The following is an 18059-nucleotide window of genomic DNA, read 5'->3' on the forward strand; positions in this document are numbered from 1 at the left end:
TACATTATGGTATAATATGCATAATATTGTTTATAGGAGAAGTTAGAAATGGAAATCATTCGCGATAAAGAATTTGTCAATCAGTATCATTTTGATGCCCGCAATCACGCGTGGGAAAAAGAGAACGGAATTCCGGAAACAAAATTGAAAGTTGACTTTCAATTGATTGAGCAAAATCGTGCGGAAAATCGAACATCTATGATTACCATTTTGCGCTTTATGATTGTACTAGATCATTTTGTGATTTCAGGTGCCATGAGTCAGGCCGTTCACTTACCAAATCGATTGGTAGAAGAGCCAACTGAATTTACTGATGAGGAAAAACGTGTTTTGGTAGAGCCTCTTTTGGACATTTTAAAACGAATGACTTATGAGGTTACTGAAATCGCCTTTGATGCACCAGGAGTGAATTTGGAGTTTTAATATGAAATTAGCAGTTATAACTGACTCATCGGCTGTTTTGAATGTCCGAAGTATTGAGCGGGATGACCTGTTTGTCCTAAGTATTCCAGTCAGCATCGATGGGGAAAATTATATCGAAGGGCAAAATTTGACGGTTGAAGAGTTTTATCAAAAAATGGCTTCATCGAAAGAATTACCTAAAACAAGTCAACCAAGTTTGATGGAATTGGAAGAAATTCTTAGAGGCTTGAAAGATAAAGGCTATACACACGCACTTGGCTTATTCTTGTCATCAGGTATTTCAGGTTTTTATCAAAACATTCAATATTTAGCTGATGAATTTGAAGGATTAACCGTTGCCTTTCCAGATACCAAAATCACATCGGCTCCTTTAGGCATGATGGTAGAAAATGTTCTCAAATGGGCTGACTCTGGACTTAGTTTTGAAGAAATTTTAGGTAAGTTGGACCAAGAAATTGGGAAGACAACAGCCTTTATCATGGTCGATGACCTCAATCACTTGGTAAAAGGTGGTCGCTTGTCCAATGGTGCAGCCTTGTTAGGCAATCTCTTGAGTATCAAGCCGATTCTATACTTTACAGATGAAGGTAAGATTGAAGTGTATGAAAAAGTTCGGACGGAGAAAAAGGCCATTAAACGCCTCTTGGAAATCCTCCAAGAACAAACGACCGAAGGGCAGTATCAAATTGCTATCATTCATGCCAATGCACCTCAGAAGGCTGAAAACTTTAAACAGCAGTTGGAAGAAGCAGGTGTCGGTAGCGATTTACCAATCGTGTCATTTGGTTCGGTCATCGGTACGCACTTGGGAGAAGGGGCAGTGGCCTTTGGTATTTCTCCCATTATTGAATAGGAGTTTGCATGACAATTAAGGTAATTATCGCAGGATTTAAAGGGAAAATGGGCTCAACAGCTGTTGAGATGGTCAAAGGTGACGCAGAACTTAGTCTGGCTGCCTTGGTGGACCCATTTGCGACAGAAACAGAAGTAGACGGTGTTCCTGTTTTCAAGACCAAAGAAGAAGTTGCCAGCCTAGAAGCTGATGTCTGGGTGGATTTTACAACGCCAAAATTTGCCTATGAAAACACACGTTTTGCCTTGGAAAATGGTTTCGCACCTGTGGTTGGAACGACAGGATTTACCCCTGAAGAAATCGAGGAATTGACTGCCTTATCTGCTGAGAAGGGCTTGGGCGGCTTGATTGCTCCTAACTTTGCTATTGGCGCTATCTTGCTCATGCAGTTCGCAGCCCAGGCAGCCAAATATTTCCCAAATCTTGAAATCATTGAATTACACCATGACAAGAAGAAGGATGCACCGAGCGGAACGGCTGTCAAAACGGCCGAACTCATTTCACAAGTGCGTCAATCACAAGTTCAAGGGGCAGCGGATGAGGAAGAGCTGATTGCTGGTGCTCGTGGGGCAGAATTTGACGGCTTCCGTATCCACTCAGTACGCTTGCCAGGCCTTGTTGCCCATCAGGAAGTGATTTTTGGGGCACAGGGAGAAGGCTTGACCATTCGTCATGACTCTTACGATCGTATTTCCTTTATGGGCGGTGTCAATCTCGGCATTAAAGAGGTAGTCAAACGCTCACAACTCGTTTATGGTTTGGAACACTTATTATGAAATTAAACAATCTGCCTTCTGAGTTTCAGGAGGCTTTGCCGATTTTAGAGAAAATTAAAGCAGCTGGTTACGAGGCTTATTTCGTTGGTGGCTCCGTGCGGGATGCCATTCTCGGTAGGCCTATTCATGATGTCGACATTGCCACTTCCAGCTATCCGCAAGAAACCAAGCAAATCTTTCCGCGGACTATTGATGTGGGGATTGAGCATGGAACTGTCCTAGTCTTGGATGGTGGCAAAGAGTATGAAATTACCACCTTTCGGACAGAGGAGGAGTATGTCGACTTCCGCAGACCGAGCCAGGTTTCTTTTGTGCGTTCCTTAGAAGAGGATCTCAAACGTCGCGACTTCACAGTCAACGCCTTTGCTCTGGATGAAGAAGCACAGATTGTTGACATCTTTGATGGGATGACTGACTTAGAAAACCGCACCCTACGGGCTGTAGGCATCCCGGCTGAGCGTTTCAACGAAGATGCCCTCCGTATCATGCGTGGATTTCGCTTTGCAGCGACCTTGGACTTTGAGATTGAACCGACGACATTTACAGCTATGGTTGAAACCGCACCGCTTTTGGAAAAAATCTCGGTGGAACGTAGCTTTATCGAGTTTGATAAACTCTTGATGGCGGATTTTTGGCGAAAAGGCTTGCGCGCTATGATTGATTCTAAGGCTTACAATTTCTTGCCTGATTTAGTTGGAAAAGGAGAACAACTGGCTAGAATGCTGTCCAGTTTGGCAGAAGACTTCCAATTTTCAACTTCTGAACAAGCTTGGGCCATGCTCTTTGTCTGTCTCGGTATCGAGAACATCAAATCCTTCCTGAAAAAATGGAAAACCAGCAATTATTTCCAACGCAACGTGGTCAAGTTGGTAGAGATTTATCAACTTCGCCAAGCAGGACCTGTTACCAAGCAAATCTGTTTCAAGTATGGCAAAGAATTCTTGTACTTGGTAGAGGAACTCCGTCAAGCACAGGGGTTGACTACAGATTTTGAAGCAATTGACCAGATCGATCAAGCATTGACCATTCATGACAAGCATGAAATTGTTGTCAACGGCGGTCATCTGATGAAGGCGTTTGACCTCAAACCAGGTCCAGTATTGGGCACTTTGCTCAAAGAGGTGGAATTCCAGATTGTGGAAGGACAGCTAGAGAACGAAGAGCAAGCGATTATGACATTTGTGAAAGGAATCTTAGAGAATGAGTGATTTTATCGTTGAACACCTAACTAAATCTGTCGGAGATAAAACGGTCTTTGCTGATCTGTCTTTCATCATCCATCAAGGCGACCGTATCGGTATTATCGGGGTCAATGGTACAGGAAAGACGACTTTGCTGGATGTTCTGTCAGGTCGTATCGGTTTTGACGGAGATGTATTACCTTTTCGTACAAAAAATGCCTATAAAATTTCTTATCTGACCCAGGAACCTGAATTTGATGAAAGCCAAACTGTCTTAGATACTGTTCTGTCTTCGGATTTACGGGAAACCCAGTTAATCCGTGAATATGAACGGCTCTTGTCAAACTATGATGAAAGCAGTCAAGCCAGACTAGAAAAGGTGATGGCAGAAATGGATGCTCTCAACGCTTGGGAAATTGAAAGCCAGGTCAAGACCGTTCTATCCAAACTTGGCTTAACAGACCTCAACAAAACTGTTGCTGAGTTATCGGGTGGTCTACGTAGACGAGTGCAATTGGCCCAAGTCCTCCTTGGCAATGCTGACTTGCTCTTGCTGGATGAACCGACTAACCACTTGGACATTGATACCATTGAATGGTTGACGACTTTCTTGAAAAATACTAAAAAGTCTGTTCTATTTATTACTCACGATCGCTATTTCTTGGACAATGTGGCGACACGGATTTTTGAATTGGACCGCGCCAGCTTAACCGAATATCAGGGAAATTACCAGGACTATGTTCGCTTGAAGGCAGAACAGGACGAGCGAGATGCCGCCCTTCACCATAAGAAAGAGCAACTCTACAAACAAGAGCTGGCTTGGATGCGCAGACAACCTCAAGCTCGTGCAACCAAGCAACAGGCTCGTATCAATCGTTTCCATGACCTCAAAGGCGATTTAGCCAACAAGATAGACGATAGCGAACTGGAAATCAATTTTGAAACCTCTCGTATCGGCAAAAAAGTCATTAACTTTGAAAATGTCAGCTTTTCCTATCCTGACAAGCCCATTTTAGCAGACTTTAACCTGCTCATTCAAAACAAGGACCGCATAGGAATTGTCGGTGATAATGGAAAAGGAAAATCCACTTTGCTCAATCTGATTGCAGGTGATTTGCAGGCAGACAGCGGTAAGGTAGATATTGGTGAAACCATCCGTATCGGCTACTTCTCGCAAACAATTAAAGGACTAGACGAAAGCAAGCGGGTCATCAATTTCTTGCAGGAAGTAGCAGAAGAAGCAAAAACGACTTCTGGTATGGTTTCTATCGCAGAACTCTTGGAGCAATTCCTCTTCCCACGCAATACCCACGGTACCTTGATTGAAAAGTTGTCTGGCGGGGAGAAGAAGCGACTTTATTTGCTGAAGATTCTCTTGCAACGGCCCAATGTTCTCTTACTAGATGAGCCGACCAACGACTTGGACATAGCGACTCTGACAGTCTTGGAACATTTCTTGCAGGGCTTTACTGGTCCAGTCATTACCGTTAGTCACGACCGTTATTTCTTGGACAAGGTTGCGACCAAAATCCTCGCTTTCGAAGATAGCGGCATTCAGACCTTCTTTGGCAACTACACAGACTATCTGGATGAGAAGGCCTTTCTGGCTTCCAGCTCTGCCATTTCCTTGGAAAAACCAAAGGAGAAAACCGAGAAAATCAAAGAGAACAAGAAGCGGATGTCCTACTTTGAGAAGCAGGAATGGGCAACCATCGAAGAGGATATTGCTGGCTTGGAGGAGCGGATTGCGGCAATCGAGGCGGAAATGCTGACCTGTGGTAGTGATTTTACAAAATTGTCCGATTTGCAGAAGGAATTAGATGAGAAAAACGACCTGCTCTTGGAAAAATATGAGCGGTATGAGTATCTGAGCGAGTTGGAGGGCTAGATGAAAGTTCTTGTCATGTCTTATATGGTCATCTATCTTTTGGTGACCTTGGGAGCGGCTTTGTTTAGCTATCTAAAGACCAAAAAAATGAATACATTGCGCTTGTTATTAACGGTCTTATCCATGCTCTTGCTAGCTGTTACACTCTATTTTTACAGTCAGGCCTATCACGATGTACAAATGGTGGGGTTTGCTCTGGGATTTACCTTTATTTCTACTCTTTTTCTTTATAATGGAACGAAAGAGGGTAGTAATTTTACGACAGTTATGCTCTTTTCCATTGGTCGCTTTATTTTACATATTCAATTTTTAATTTTGCTCTATCTCTTTCGATAGGGCAAATTTTTTATCCGTTCAAATTTTTGAAAAGGCTTTACGCAAACCTTTGCGTTATGGTATAATAAAGAAAATATACACGTAAGGAGAAAATTATGGCAAAAAAAATTATTGGTATTGACTTAGGTGGTACATCAGTTAAGTTGGCGATTCTCACAACGGAAGGTGAGATACAAGAAAAATGGTCCATCAAGACAAATATATTAGACGATGGAAGTCATATTGTTCCTGATATTATTGACAGTATCAAGCAGCGATTTGAAACCCATGATTTGACAAAAGATGACTTTTTGGGTGTTGGTATGGGGTCTCCTGGTGTCGTTGATAGCGAAGCTGGTACTGTTATCGGTGCCTATAACCTCAACTGGAAGACCTTGCAATTGGTTAAAGATCAGTTTGAATCTGCGCTCGGTTTACCATTCTTTATCGACAATGATGCCAACGTAGCAGCTCTTGGTGAGCAGTGGGTAGGTGCTGGTAACAACAATCCCAACGTTGTCTTTATGACGCTTGGTACAGGTGTTGGTGGCGGAGTCATCGCTGCTGGAAACTTGATTCGTGGTGTCAAAGGCGCTGGTGGTGAATTAGGTCATATCACAGTTGACTTTGATGAGCCATTTGCATGTACTTGTGGTAAGAAAGGTTGTCTAGAAACAGTTGCTTCAGCGACAGGTATTGTCAACCTCAGCCGTCGTTATGCTGATCAATACGCAGGCGATGCAAAACTGAAACAAATGATCGATGATGGGCAAGATGTAACGGCTAAAGATGTCTTTGACTTGGCAAAAGAAGGCGATGATTTGGCCTTGATTGTCTACCGTCACTTCTCAGAATACCTAGGTGTTGCCTGTGCAAACATTGCTGCAGTCCTCAATCCTACCTACATCGTTCTGGGTGGCGGTGTATCAGCTGCAGGAGAGTTCTTATTGGATGGCGTTCGCAAGGTCTTTGCTGAAAATAGCTTCCCACAAATCAAGGAAAGCACGCAAATTGTCTTGGCAACTCGTGGTAATGATGCTGGTGTCCTAGGTGCCGCATCACTAGTTTTGAAATAATAACTGAGAGGCTGGGCTCAAGCCCAGCACCGCTTCTCAACGTTAGTGTCAACATCTCAGCGCAGTGGTTGATTGGCAGATTTGTTCGTGTTTTACACTCCAAATCTGACCATTACGACTGTTGCGAACAAAGTTCGCTCTATTTCCAACCTCAAAAGGTTCACTGAACCTTTTGAGCTGTGTGGGGGTGGGAGTGAAACAGTCTGGGGATAGACTGTTTCAGCTCAACAACTGGAAATAAGGACTTGTTGACGAACTCTTCTATGAATGGTCGAGTTCTTTCCCGCTCCCTTTTTTCTAATCCGCTGTCACACTTTCTTTATATACATATATTGAAAGTTGGTTGATAAAAGGGTACAATAATAGTGAAAAGAGAAAGGAGTGTTGGTGTATGAAACAAGTAAGTATGCCTAAACTAATTGACTATCTAACTATAGTCGGGCTTTTGATTTTACTGTCTGCCTTTTTCCTTGATTACTGGATTCGTGACTGGTTTTTCCCGTCTAGCTGGGGAAACGTAGCGACCATGTTGATTCTTCCTATACTAGGGACTCTAATTCTTATACTATCTATCTATTATAAAAAATTGTGGACTGGTTTGATTAGTATCTTCTTAATGATCTCATTTCCTCTGATATTCGGTATTGGCTACTTTATATTTGGCCCCTAGAAGGAGTGGTTATGAACCTGACTTTACTAAAAAGATTAAATCTAGTTTTGTATGGTTCGTAATTTTTCTCTTCGTCATGCTATTTTTGCCAATAGGGCAATGGTTTGATATTGTAAATGTGAATTTTAAACTAACATTTTTCATCATTCCATTTTTCGGACTAGCCAGCTTACCAACGGCTATTTACACTAAAAATGTTCGTCAGATATTGTTGAGTGTTCTCTTGGTTGCCTTGTATTTTATATTGTTCAGCCTAATAACTGCCCTATCTGGTTTGTTCCACCTTAATTTTTATTCTTTGTTTTTCAAATGAGAACTCCGGTACAAAACTGGAGTTTTTTGCTAGAATTTGCTATACTAAGACCATGACTAAAGCAGATATTATTTTTAAAGAGAACATTCGAAAGATTATGGAAGAGGGCGTTTTTTCAGAAAATGCTCGCCCACGTTACAAGGATGGAAATGTTGCTAATTCTAAGTATATTACTGGGTCCTTTGCTGAGTATGACTTGTCTAAGGGCGAGTTTCCTATTACCACACTAAGACCAATTCCGATTAAATCCGCCATAAAAGAAATTCTCTGGATTTACCAAGATCAGACTAATGACTTGTCTGTTTTACAAGAAAAGTATGGCGTCCAGTATTGGAATGATTGGGAAGTTGAGGGAACAGGCACAATCGGAGAACGTTACGGTGCGATTGTGAAAAAACATGACATCATTTCAAAAATCCTTAAGCAATTGGAAGAAAATCCATGGAATCGCCGCAATGTGATTTCCTTGTGGGATTATGAGGCTTTTGACCAGTCAGCGGGTCTTTTGCCATGTGCCTTTCAAACTATGTTTGATGTTCGCCGAGTGGATGGGGAGATTTATCTGGATGCAACTCTAACTCAACGGTCAAATGATATGTTGGTGGCTCATCATATCAACGCTATGCAGTATGTAGCCCTTCAGATGATGATTGCTAAACATTTTGGCTGGAAGGTTGGGAAGTTTTTCTATTTCATCAATAATCTTCACATCTATGACAATCAGTTTGAACAAGCTGAAGAATTGCTCCGTCGTACACCATCTGAAGTAGAGCCTCGTTTGGTCTTGAACGTCCCAGACGGAACAAACTTCTTTGATATAAAAGCAGAAGATTTTGAGTTGGTGGACTACAATCCAGTTAAACCGCAACTAAAGTTTGACTTGGCGATTTAAGATGAGGGGGGCTTTCCAGCACCAGCGAGATTCACATTCTACGAATATCGGAATCTTCCCTATCTCTGAGGAGTCGGTGATAGTTTCAGCACGATAAAAATTTGCACTAGACCTACTTGGTAAGTGCATTTTTCATGTTTTTTTGATAGAATGATAGGACGGAAAGTGAGAGAAAATGACTAAAAAGATTGTTGCCATTTGGGCTCAAGATGAAAATGGATTGATTGGAAAAGGTGATAGACTTCCTTGGTCATTGCCAGCTGACTTAGCTCATTTCAAAGAAACGACAACAGGTCACACGATGGTGATGGGACGTATAACCTTCGACGGCATGGGTAAACGTGCTCTTCCCAATCGTCACACCATCGTTTTGACAACGGATAAAACCTATCAACTAGAGAGTGAACATGTTACCATTTTACACAGTGTGGAAGATGTCCTAGATTGGTATAACAAACAGGAGCAGACACTATTTGTGATTGGTGGGGGACAAATTTTTACTGCTTTTGCACCTTACATTGAAACATTAATAGTGACAGATATTCACGGTCAATTTAATGGCGATGTGTATTTTCCGAAAGCATTTCCTATGAAGAAATTTCAGCTACAAAGCGCCAATTTACGTCCAAAAGACGAGAAAAACCCGTATGATTTTACAATAAAAACCTATGAAAGAAGAGATGGTTAGGCATGGAGAGAAGTTTATTCGGTTTATTTACAGCATTTCTCTGTGGGATTTGCGTTCTATGTGCGCTTCAAGCTTTTAGAAAAAACGCTTCGGTTTAGCAATATTATTTTTATTGAATGCTTTTACTAATCTGGTCAATAGCATTCATGCCATTTACGGCTTTTTATTTAGATAAGAGATATGAAAGAGGAATTACATGGCTGTTAAGCATACACATGAGTTTATTTATTGCTCATTTTGTGGAAAAAATCAAGAAGAAGTAAAAAAAATTATCGCTGGAAACAATGTGTTTATCTGTAATGAATGTGTGGAATTAGCTCAGGAAATCATTCGTGAAGAATTGGCTGAAGAAGTATTGACTGACCTGGCTGACACTCCAAAGCCACAAGAATTACTCAATATCCTGAACAACTACGTCATCGGACAGGATCGTGCAAAACGTGCTTTAGCAGTAGCCGTTTATAACCACTATAAACGTATCAATTTCCAAGATAGCCGTGATGAGAACGATGTTGATTTGCAAAAATCAAATATCCTCATGATTGGCCCGACTGGGTCAGGAAAAACCTTCCTAGCTCAGACCTTGGCTAAAAGTTTGAATGTCCCGTTTGCTATTGCCGATGCGACTGCTCTTACTGAGGCGGGTTATGTTGGTGAAGACGTAGAAAATATCCTCCTCAAACTTTTGCAGGCTGCAGACTTTAACATCGACCGTGCAGAAAGAGGAATTATCTATGTGGATGAAATTGATAAGATTGCCAAAAAAGGTGAAAATGTGTCCATTACCCGCGATGTATCTGGTGAAGGTGTCCAGCAAGCTCTCCTAAAAATTATCGAGGGAACTGTGGCCAGCGTACCACCACAAGGTGGACGCAAACATCCAAACCAAGAAATGATTCACGTGGACACCAAAAATATCCTGTTTATCGTTGGCGGTGCATTTGATGGTATCGAAGAAATCGTCAAACAGCGTCTCGGTGAAAAAATCATCGGTTTTGGTCATAATAATCGTGCTATTGATGAAAAAGAATCATACATGCAACATATCATTGCAGACGATATTCAAAAATTCGGTATCATTCCAGAGTTGATTGGTCGCTTGCCTGTATTCGCAGCTTTGGACCAATTGACAACAGAGGATTTGGTACGTATTTTGACGGAACCGAAGAATGCTCTTGTAAAACAATACCAGACACTCTTGTCTTATGATGACGTGGAGCTTGACTTTGATGAGGACGCCTTGTTAGCAATTGCAGAAAAAGCAATTGAACGTAAGACTGGTGCTCGTGGACTTCGCTCTATCATTGAAGAAACGATGTTGGATGTCATGTTTGAGGTGCCAGGCCAAGATAACGTTAAACGCGTTCGTGTAACAAAAGCAGCAGTAGACGGTAAAGAAAAGCCTTTACTAGAAACTGCATAAAAAAATAAAGGGTGGAAACTGATTGTTTTCTACCCTTATTTATGAAAGGTATAAAATGGAAATCAACACACATAATGCTGAGATTTTGCTCAGTGCTGTTTCAAAAGCCCAGTATCCGGGCGATGACATTCCAGAAATTGCCCTTGCCGGGCGATCTAACGTTGGAAAGTCCTCATTTATCAATACTCTTCTAGGAAGAAAAAATCTTGCACGTACGTCAGGAAAACCAGGAAAGACTCAACAACTCAATTTTTATAATATAGATGATAAAATTCGATTTGTAGATGTTCCAGGTTATGGCTATGCTAAAGTATCTAAAACTGAGCGTGCTAAGTGGGGCAAAATGATTGAAGAGTATTTGACGACACGAGAAAATCTACGTGTTGTGGTGAGTTTAGTAGACATGCGTCATGAGCCATCAGCAGATGATGTTCAAATGTATGATTTCTTGAAATATTATGAAATTCCTGTTATTATTGTGGCAACGAAGGCTGATAAAATCCCACGAGGAAAGTGGAGTAAGCACGAATCGATGATTAAAAAGAAATTGGATTTTGATAAAAATGATCAATTCGTTATCTTTTCTTCTGAAACTCGTCACGGATACGATCAGGCATGGGATGCTATCTTAAGTAACATCTAATAAACAGTTCAGGAGAAAAATCATGGAACGTACTTTCTTCATCATCAAACCAGATGCTCTTAAGCGTGGACTTGCAGGACAAATTTTTTCACGTATCGAACGCAGGGGATTTCAAATCCGAGATTTAAAAATGGTGGCAACGACGGAAGACTTGGTCGCTCAACATTATGAGCATTTAACAGACAAACCTTTCTTTCCGCTCTTGGTTGACTATATGACCAGCGGACCAGTCATTGCTGGGATTTTAGAAGGACCGGAAGTCGTCAAATCTTGGCGAGATATGATGGGGGCTACCAATCCAGTAAACGCCCTACCTGGGACTATTCGTGGAGATTTTGCGACAGCGCCCGTTGAGGGAATTGTGGCAAATGTCGTTCATGGCTCAGATAGTGCAGAAGCAGCCGAACGAGAGATCGGTCTTTGGCTGGGAAAATAGCAGAGCAGACACCTAGTTTTCTAGGTGTTTTTCTTATGGAAAATTATCACTAAATCTGATATAATGAGGAGTAATACCCTTGTAGAGGAAGAAACATGAATTTAGAAGATTTGAAAAAACGACAGGAGAAAATTCGTAATTTCTCCATTATTGCCCACATCGACCATGGTAAATCAACCTTGGCCGACCGTATTCTTGAGAAGACAGAAACAGTTTCCAGCCGTGAAATGCAAGCCCAGTTGCTGGATAGTATGGACTTGGAACGCGAGCGTGGTATCACAATTAAACTCAACGCAATCGAACTCAACTATACAGCTAAAGATGGAGAGACATACATTTTCCACTTGATTGACACACCAGGACACGTGGATTTTACCTATGAAGTATCACGTTCTCTTGCGGCCTGTGAAGGGGCGATTCTGGTGGTGGATGCTGCTCAAGGGATTGAAGCACAGACCTTGGCTAACGTGTATCTAGCCTTGGACAATGATTTGGAAATCTTGCCAATCATTAACAAGATTGACCTACCAGCAGCAGACCCAGAACGTGTTCGTCAGGAAATCGAAGATGTGATTGGTTTGGATGCTTCTGAAGCAGTCCCAACATCAGCCAAGGCAGGTATTGGTATCGAGGAAATCTTGGAGCAAATCGTAGAGAAAGTCCCTGCACCGACTGGTGATGTTGCAGCACCGTTGCAAGCCTTGATTTTTGACTCGGTTTACGATCCCTATCGTGGCGTTATCTTGCAAGTTCGTATCGTCAATGGTGTGGTAAAACCTGGCGATACTATTCAGATGATGAGCAATGGCAAGACCTTTGATGTGACGGAAGTGGGTATCTTCACACCAAAAGCAATCGGTCGTGATTACTTGGCGACTGGTGATGTAGGTTACATTGCAGCCTCCATCAAGACAGTTGCGGATACCCGTGTCGGTGATACGGTGACCTTGGCTGAAAATCCTGCTAGTGAGCCACTAGCGGGCTACAAGCAGATGAACCCAATGGTCTTTGCGGGTATCTATCCAATCGATTCCAACAAGTACAATGACCTCCGTGAAGCCTTGGAAAAACTCCAACTCAACGATGCCAGCTTGCAGTTCGAACCTGAAACATCGCAGGCCCTCGGTTTTGGTTTCCGATGTGGATTCTTGGGGCTCTTGCACATGGATGTTATCCAAGAACGAATTGAGCGTGAGTTTAACATTGACCTGATCATGACAGCTCCGTCGGTGGTTTACCATGTCAATATGACGGACGGTGAAATGATTGATGTAGCCAACCCATCCGAATTCCCAGACCCAACCAAGATCGCCAACATTGAAGAGCCTTATGTGAAGGCACAAATCATGGTACCACAGGAATACGTCGGTGCAGTCATGGAATTGGCCCAACGCAAACGCGGTGACTTTGTGACTATGGATTACATCGATGATAATCGTGTCAATGTCATCTACCAAATTCCACTTGCGGAGATTGTTTTTGACTTCTTTGATAAGCTTAAGTCATCCACTCGTGGTTATGCCAGCTTCGACTATGAGATTTCTGAATACCGTTCATCCAAGTTGGTGAAAATGGATATTCTCCTCAATGGTGACAAGGTCGATGCTCTCAGCTTTATCGTCCACAAGGAATTTGCCTACGAACGTGGGAAAATTATCGTGGATAAGCTCAAGAAAATCATCCCTCGTCAACAGTTTGAAGTGCCAATCCAGGCAGCAATCGGTCAAAAAATCGTTGCCCGTAGCGACATCAAGGCCCTTCGTAAGAACGTTTTGGCCAAGTGTTATGGTGGTGACGTTTCCCGTAAACGCAAACTCCTAGAAAAACAAAAAGCCGGTAAGAAACGAATGAAAGCTATCGGATCCGTCGAAGTCCCTCAGGAAGCCTTCCTCAGCGTACTCAGCATGGATGAAGACGATAAGAAATAAACTTGATACAAAGAAACACTCCTGCATTTTCTTGCAAGAGTGTTTTCTCTTATTTACGTTTCATTTCACCTTGTGGGTAGTAGGTCCCTTCAGGCATATCATTGATGAAGACATGAATGGCTTCTTTGGGCGCATTAGTATTACGAGATACAACTTCGGTAACTTCACGTGCTAAGGCAATCTTTTGTTCTTCTGTGCGTCCTTCAAACAAATCAATACGTACAAATGGCATATAGTTTCTCCTTTATTTTGCTAGTTTCAGTATAGCATAAATTTCACCTGCTTTCTATAAGTAAACGATTGACACCGCTTACAATTTTTGCTATTCTACATGTACATAGGAGGTGTTGGCTTATGAACTATGTTTATCGTATGGTGTTTTCATTCCTGCTTGCCGGTCTGTTTTTGTATCTAGTGATAACTGTTTTTTACCAAACTATATGGGAAGGCCCCTTGTTTCTTGCGTTTTCCTTCTTCAGCTTAATCTATGGATGTGCTATGCTCTACAAGTGGAAACCAAAGGCAGCTAAAATCATTTTTGAATGTGTCGGAAATTTCTTATCATTACCTTGGTCCTAATAACAAACAAGCTCAAAACGGGCTTGTTTTTCTATTTCCTAAATGGTCAAATTATGATAGAATGGAGGGAGTGAAAATTTAAGATTGGAAAGAGAAAAGTGGCTCAATTATACTATAAATATGGGACGATGAATTCAGGCAAAACCATTGAAATTCTTAAAGTTGCTCACAACTATGAAGAGCAAGGAAAACCTGTTGTTATCATGACATCTGCACTTGATACTCGTGATGCCTTTGGTGTTGTATCCAGTCGTATAGGCATGAGAAGAGATGCAGTGGCGATTGACGATGATATGGATATCTTTGGTTTTATTGAAAAAATGGAACCACGTCCTTACTGTGTTCTCATTGATGAAGCACAATTCCTTCGTCGCCATCACGTTTATGACTTGGCACGAGTGGTAGATGAATTGGATGTCCCAGTTATGGCTTTTGGTCTAAAAAATGATTTCCGAAATGAGCTCTTTGAAGGCTCCAAACACTTGTTGCTGTTGGCCGATAAGTTGGATGAAATCAAAACAATCTGCCAATATTGTTCTAAAAAAGCGACAATGGTTTTGAGAACACAGGATGGAAAACCTACTTATGAAGGCGCTCAAATTCAAATCGGTGGAAATGAAACCTACATTCCAGTTTGCCGCAAACATTATTTTTCACCAGAAATTAATGATTTACCCTAATTTTTGAAAATGAAATGAGAAGCGACTGTAAACTGAGCATCTGTATAGAACTGAATTTGCCTATGACTCTGTGCCAATTTTCATGACTTACATACTACGGCAAAGGAATTGAATACGGGCTACGAACTGTGCCTGTTTCATGACCTACATATTACAGAAAGGAATTGAACACGCCCTACAAGCTAACTAGAAGTGTGTTCTTTCCAAATTTTTAGAAAGGAACTGAATTCGGGCTACGAACTGTGCAAAAAAGATAGTTTTTCCTAGGACGCTTTCGTCCTTCGTCAAAACTCCTATTTTTGCTTTGTTCGTTTAACGCCCTTAATATCTTAAATTTATGAACATCTACGATCAATTACAGGCGGTGGAAGACCGCTACGAGGAACTTGGTGAATTGTTGTCTGACCCTGATGTAGTCAGCGATACCAAGCGTTTTATGGAGTTGTCTAAGGAAGAAGCTGCAACTCGTGATACAGTAACAGCCTATCGCGAATATAAGACTGTACTTCAAAACATTGTCGATGCAGAAGAGATGATTAAAGAATCTTCTGGTGATGCTGACTTAGAGGAAATGGCTAAGGAAGAACTCAAACAAGCTAAGGCTGATAAAGAAGCTTACGAAGAAAAGCTGAAAATCCTTCTTTTACCAAAAGACCCTAACGATGACAAAAACATCATCTTGGAAATCCGTGGTGCCGCAGGTGGCGATGAAGCTGCCCTTTTTGCTGGAGACCTTTTGACCATGTACCAAAAGTATGCAGAAGGTCAAGGCTGGCGTTTTGAAGTCATGGAGGCTTCTTATAATGGTGTCGGCGGTATCAAGGAAGTGGTTGCCATGGTCTCTGGTCAATCCGTTTATTCAAAACTCAAGTATGAGTCAGGAGCTCACCGTGTCCAACGTGTCCCTGTAACTGAAAGCCAGGGACGTGTCCACACCTCAACAGCAACTGTCCTCATCATGCCAGAAGTTGAAGAAGTGGAATATGACATCGATCCAAAAGATCTTCGTGTCGATATTTACCACGCATCTGGTGCCGGTGGTCAGAACGTCAACAAGGTTGCAACTGCCGTGCGTATCGTTCACTTGCCAACCAACATCAAGGTGGAGATGCAGGAAGAGCGTACTCAGCAGAAAAACCGTGAAAAGGCCATGAAGATTATCCGTGCCCGTGTAGCTGACCACTTTGCCCAGATTGCCCAAGATGAGCAGGATGCAGAGCGTAAATCAACTATCGGTACAGGTGACCGTTCAGAGCGTATCCGTACCTACAACTTCCCACAAAACCGTGTGACAGACCACCGTATCGGCTTAACCTTGCAAAAGCTGGATACTATCTTGTCAGGTAAGATGGACGAAGTCGTCGATGCCCTTGTCCTCTACGATCAAACGCAAAAACTAGAAGAGCTTAACAAATAATGAATTACGCTCAATTATTTGCAGCATACGAAGAACAATTAGTCGCAATCGGTGAAGAGGCAGAATCCCTGTCCTTCACCTTTCGTGGCTTAAAGGGATTGAACTTTACGGAATTTCTCCTCCTGCTCCGTCAGGAAGTTACACCGACTGACAAAGAAGAGATTGATGCGATTTTTCAGCAACTTTCCCAGCACCGACCTGCCCAGTACATTATCGGCAAGGCTGATTTTCATGGCTTGGAGTTTGCAGTGGATGAGCGAGTCTTGATTCCAAGACCTGAAACGGAAGAATTAGTTGATTTGATTTTGCAGGAAAATAGCAGAGCAGGTTTGCGTGTATTAGACATCGGTACAGGAAGCGGTGCCATAGCTATTTCCCTTGCAAAAGCTAGATCTGATTGGGAAGTGGTAGCAGTTGACATTTCAAAGGATGCCCTAGCAGTGGCTCAGGAAAATGCAAGAAACAATCAAGTATCTGTCCACTTTCTAGAATCGGATGTCTTGCAAGCAGTGACAGGGCAATTTGACATCATTGTTTCTAATCCGCCCTACATCTCACCAGATGACACAGACGAAGTTGGACTCAATGTATTGACTTCTGAGCCTCATCTTGCCTTATTTGCGGAAGAAGATGGCATGGCTATCTATAGACAAATTGCGGATCAAGCAGGGGCATTTTTGAAGGAAAATGGAAAACTCTACTTTGAAATTGGCTACAAGCAAGGGCAAGATCTAACCGACTTACTCGCTCTGCATTTCCCCAAAAAGCGAATTAGAGTCCTCAAAGACCAATTTGGACAGGATAGAAAGGTCGTAGCGGATGACAATGGATAAACTCCGAACAATTCTTGAAAATGGTGGTGCTGTTATCCTTCCAACTGAAACAGTCTATGGGCTTTTTGCCCAAGCATTGAATGAAGATGCAGTCAATCGTGTCTATCAGTTGAAACAGCGTCCGAGGGACAAGGCAATGAACTTAAATGTCTCAAATCTGAACGATATTTATTTTTTCAGTCAAAATACACCCTTTTTTCTGGAAAAACTGTATAATAGATTTATGCCAGGACCGCTAACGATTATCCTGAAAGCAAACAAAAATGTTCCTTTTTGGGTTAATTCTGGACTGGATACTGTTGGATTTCGTCTTCCCAATCACGAACAAACCTTACGTTTGATTTCAGAGACTGGCCCACTTATTGGACCGTCCGCTAATATTTCAGGAAACGAAAGTGGCAAGAAGTTTTCGGACATCCAGGCACAATTTCCAGTTGATTTGCCTGGCATTAAGGATGACCAAGCTCTGACAGGCATTGATTCAACGATTTTGGACCTTTCTGGACAGAAAGCGCGGATTTTGCGCCAAGGTGCTATCAGCCGCGAAGAGATTCAGAAAGCCATTCCCGAAATAGAATTTGAGGTAGTTTTATGATTCGTCCCATTGAGAAAGGTGACTTGGTAGTCATCCGAGAAATCAATGCTCAATCCTTAGGGTATGATTGTTCATTGGAACAAACTGAGCGACAGTTTTTTAGATGCACGAGCACATTGGGGCATATCTTGTTGGTCTATATAGATGACATAAGTGGCGCAGTGCAAGGTTACATTCACGCACAAGTCTATGAAAGTCTCTATTCGGATACAGGCCTCAATATTCTCGGACTAGCTGTTTTGCCTGGTCATCAAGGACAAGGGATTGGAGCAAGCCTGCTGAAAGCCGTTGAGCAAATTGCACAGAAAGAGGGCTACCATTTTATTCGCCTCAATTCTGCTGAAAGTCGTCTCCAAGCCCATCTTTTCTACGAAAAGAATGGCTATCACTCCGATAAAATGCAGAAGCGTTTTATCAAGCACATTTAGCCCAATACAAAGGAGTACCGTA

The 18059-nt window shown here is 42.1% G+C and carries 19 protein-coding genes; 18 read left to right on the forward strand and 1 reads right to left on the reverse strand.

The genetic code is table 11. The annotated features are described in order from the left end of the window. Nucleotides 1–48: 48 nt before the first annotated feature. The 13 genes from K6969_RS06020 to lepA all read left to right on the forward strand — a co-directional run bounded on the left by K6969_RS06020 (nt 49) and on the right by lepA (nt 13505). Complete coding sequence (locus K6969_RS06020) at nt 49–423, forward strand: DUF1149 family protein (RefSeq protein ID WP_002934959.1); 375 nt, start codon at nt 49–51, stop codon at nt 421–423. A 1-nt stretch (nt 424) separates the two neighbouring features. Further along, nucleotides 425–1276 (forward strand): DegV family protein, encoded by an 852-nt coding sequence (locus tag K6969_RS06025; RefSeq protein ID WP_171942629.1) that lies wholly within the window; start codon nt 425–427, stop codon nt 1274–1276. Nucleotides 1277–1284: 8 nt separating this feature from the next. Continuing rightward, a complete protein-coding gene (gene dapB, locus K6969_RS06030; RefSeq protein WP_170239684.1) occupies nt 1285–2052 on the forward strand; it encodes a 4-hydroxy-tetrahydrodipicolinate reductase in 768 nt (255 codons plus the stop codon). Next, complete coding sequence (locus tag K6969_RS06035) at nt 2049–3260, forward strand: CCA tRNA nucleotidyltransferase (protein ID WP_171942630.1); 1212 nt, start codon at nt 2049–2051, stop codon at nt 3258–3260. The genes dapB and K6969_RS06035 overlap by 4 nt, the downstream gene beginning before the upstream one ends. Next, entirely contained in the window at nt 3253–5121 is a 1869-nt protein-coding gene (locus K6969_RS06040) for an ABC-F family ATP-binding cassette domain-containing protein (RefSeq protein ID WP_171942631.1), read from the forward strand. Before K6969_RS06035 ends, K6969_RS06040 begins: the two co-directional genes overlap by 8 nt. Continuing rightward, nucleotides 5122–5457, forward strand: coding sequence for a hypothetical protein (locus tag K6969_RS06045; protein WP_171942632.1), 336 nt, complete (start codon nt 5122–5124; stop codon nt 5455–5457). It abuts the gene before it with no gap. Between the two features lie 95 nt (nt 5458–5552). Next, nucleotides 5553–6512 (forward strand): ROK family glucokinase, encoded by a 960-nt coding sequence (locus K6969_RS06050; RefSeq protein WP_029174071.1) that lies wholly within the window; start codon nt 5553–5555, stop codon nt 6510–6512. 1035 nt (nt 6513–7547) lie between these two features. Further along, nucleotides 7548–8387, forward strand: a complete 840-nt coding sequence (locus tag K6969_RS06055) for a thymidylate synthase (protein WP_171942633.1) — start codon at nt 7548–7550, stop codon at nt 8385–8387. 175 nt (nt 8388–8562) lie between these two features. After that, nucleotides 8563–9075 (forward strand): dihydrofolate reductase, encoded by a 513-nt coding sequence (locus K6969_RS06060; protein ID WP_029174069.1) that lies wholly within the window; start codon nt 8563–8565, stop codon nt 9073–9075. 196 nt (nt 9076–9271) lie between these two features. Beyond that, the gene (clpX, locus tag K6969_RS06065; protein WP_002943186.1) at nt 9272–10498 is read left to right on the forward strand and encodes an ATP-dependent Clp protease ATP-binding subunit ClpX; all 1227 of its coding nucleotides are present in this window, start codon (nt 9272–9274) and stop codon (nt 10496–10498) included. A 55-nt stretch (nt 10499–10553) separates the two neighbouring features. Then, complete coding sequence (gene yihA / locus K6969_RS06070; protein WP_029174068.1) at nt 10554–11141, forward strand: ribosome biogenesis GTP-binding protein YihA/YsxC; 588 nt, start codon at nt 10554–10556, stop codon at nt 11139–11141. Nucleotides 11142–11163: 22 nt separating this feature from the next. After that, on the forward strand, nt 11164–11577 hold the full coding sequence (gene ndk / locus K6969_RS06075; RefSeq protein WP_029174067.1) for a nucleoside-diphosphate kinase: 414 nt from the start codon (nt 11164–11166) through the stop codon (nt 11575–11577). Between the two features lie 95 nt (nt 11578–11672). Next, entirely contained in the window at nt 11673–13505 is a 1833-nt protein-coding gene (lepA, locus tag K6969_RS06080) for a translation elongation factor 4 (protein WP_024385694.1), read from the forward strand. 49 nt (nt 13506–13554) lie between these two features. On the opposite strand, the gene K6969_RS06085 is transcribed toward lepA, so the two are convergent. Further along, nucleotides 13555–13737, reverse strand: coding sequence for a 4-oxalocrotonate tautomerase (locus K6969_RS06085; RefSeq protein WP_002934978.1), 183 nt, complete (start codon nt 13735–13737; stop codon nt 13555–13557). A 445-nt stretch (nt 13738–14182) separates the two neighbouring features. Between K6969_RS06085 and K6969_RS06090 the strand changes: the two genes are divergently transcribed. The 5 genes from K6969_RS06090 to K6969_RS06110 all read left to right on the forward strand — a co-directional run bounded on the left by K6969_RS06090 (nt 14183) and on the right by K6969_RS06110 (nt 18037). Then, on the forward strand, nt 14183–14764 hold the full coding sequence (locus K6969_RS06090; protein ID WP_029174064.1) for a thymidine kinase: 582 nt from the start codon (nt 14183–14185) through the stop codon (nt 14762–14764). A gap of 337 nt (nt 14765–15101) precedes the next feature. After that, complete coding sequence (gene prfA, locus K6969_RS06095) at nt 15102–16181, forward strand: peptide chain release factor 1 (RefSeq protein WP_015646857.1); 1080 nt, start codon at nt 15102–15104, stop codon at nt 16179–16181. Next, the gene (gene prmC / locus K6969_RS06100; RefSeq protein WP_029174063.1) at nt 16181–17014 is read left to right on the forward strand and encodes a peptide chain release factor N(5)-glutamine methyltransferase; all 834 of its coding nucleotides are present in this window, start codon (nt 16181–16183) and stop codon (nt 17012–17014) included. The genes prfA and prmC overlap by 1 nt, the downstream gene beginning before the upstream one ends. After that, complete coding sequence (locus K6969_RS06105) at nt 17001–17609, forward strand: L-threonylcarbamoyladenylate synthase (RefSeq protein ID WP_171942634.1); 609 nt, start codon at nt 17001–17003, stop codon at nt 17607–17609. Before prmC ends, K6969_RS06105 begins: the two co-directional genes overlap by 14 nt. Then, the gene (locus K6969_RS06110; protein ID WP_014637945.1) at nt 17606–18037 is read left to right on the forward strand and encodes a GNAT family N-acetyltransferase; all 432 of its coding nucleotides are present in this window, start codon (nt 17606–17608) and stop codon (nt 18035–18037) included. Before K6969_RS06105 ends, K6969_RS06110 begins: the two co-directional genes overlap by 4 nt. Nucleotides 18038–18059 lie beyond the last annotated feature (22 nt).

Source organism: Streptococcus suis (genome assembly GCF_019856455.1).
GTDB classification, from domain to species: Bacteria; Bacillota; Bacilli; order Lactobacillales; family Streptococcaceae; genus Streptococcus; species Streptococcus suis_AE.

Excerpts from the sequence above, each read along its gene's own strand:
- K6969_RS06020 (WP_002934959.1), top strand. The coding sequence starts at position 49 with ATGGAAATCATTCGCGATAAAGAATTTGTCAATCAGTATCATTTTGAT.
- K6969_RS06025 (WP_171942629.1), top strand. The coding sequence starts at position 425 with ATGAAATTAGCAGTTATAACTGACTCATCGGCTGTTTTGAATGTCCGA.
- dapB (WP_170239684.1), top strand. The coding sequence starts at position 1,285 with ATGACAATTAAGGTAATTATCGCAGGATTTAAAGGGAAAATGGGCTCA.
- K6969_RS06035 (WP_171942630.1), top strand. The coding sequence starts at position 2,049 with ATGAAATTAAACAATCTGCCTTCTGAGTTTCAGGAGGCTTTGCCGATT.
- K6969_RS06040 (WP_171942631.1), top strand. The coding sequence starts at position 3,253 with ATGAGTGATTTTATCGTTGAACACCTAACTAAATCTGTCGGAGATAAA.
- K6969_RS06045 (WP_171942632.1), top strand. The coding sequence starts at position 5,122 with ATGAAAGTTCTTGTCATGTCTTATATGGTCATCTATCTTTTGGTGACC.
- K6969_RS06050 (WP_029174071.1), top strand. The coding sequence starts at position 5,553 with ATGGCAAAAAAAATTATTGGTATTGACTTAGGTGGTACATCAGTTAAG.
- K6969_RS06055 (WP_171942633.1), top strand. The coding sequence starts at position 7,548 with ATGACTAAAGCAGATATTATTTTTAAAGAGAACATTCGAAAGATTATG.
- K6969_RS06060 (WP_029174069.1), top strand. The coding sequence starts at position 8,563 with ATGACTAAAAAGATTGTTGCCATTTGGGCTCAAGATGAAAATGGATTG.
- clpX (WP_002943186.1), top strand. The coding sequence starts at position 9,272 with ATGGCTGTTAAGCATACACATGAGTTTATTTATTGCTCATTTTGTGGA.
- yihA (WP_029174068.1), top strand. The coding sequence starts at position 10,554 with ATGGAAATCAACACACATAATGCTGAGATTTTGCTCAGTGCTGTTTCA.
- ndk (WP_029174067.1), top strand. The coding sequence starts at position 11,164 with ATGGAACGTACTTTCTTCATCATCAAACCAGATGCTCTTAAGCGTGGA.
- lepA (WP_024385694.1), top strand. The coding sequence starts at position 11,673 with ATGAATTTAGAAGATTTGAAAAAACGACAGGAGAAAATTCGTAATTTC.
- K6969_RS06085 (WP_002934978.1), bottom strand. The coding sequence starts at position 13,737 with ATGCCATTTGTACGTATTGATTTGTTTGAAGGACGCACAGAAGAACAA.
- prfA (WP_015646857.1), top strand. The coding sequence starts at position 15,102 with ATGAACATCTACGATCAATTACAGGCGGTGGAAGACCGCTACGAGGAA.
- prmC (WP_029174063.1), top strand. The coding sequence starts at position 16,181 with ATGAATTACGCTCAATTATTTGCAGCATACGAAGAACAATTAGTCGCA.
- K6969_RS06105 (WP_171942634.1), top strand. The coding sequence starts at position 17,001 with ATGACAATGGATAAACTCCGAACAATTCTTGAAAATGGTGGTGCTGTT.
- K6969_RS06110 (WP_014637945.1), top strand. The coding sequence starts at position 17,606 with ATGATTCGTCCCATTGAGAAAGGTGACTTGGTAGTCATCCGAGAAATC.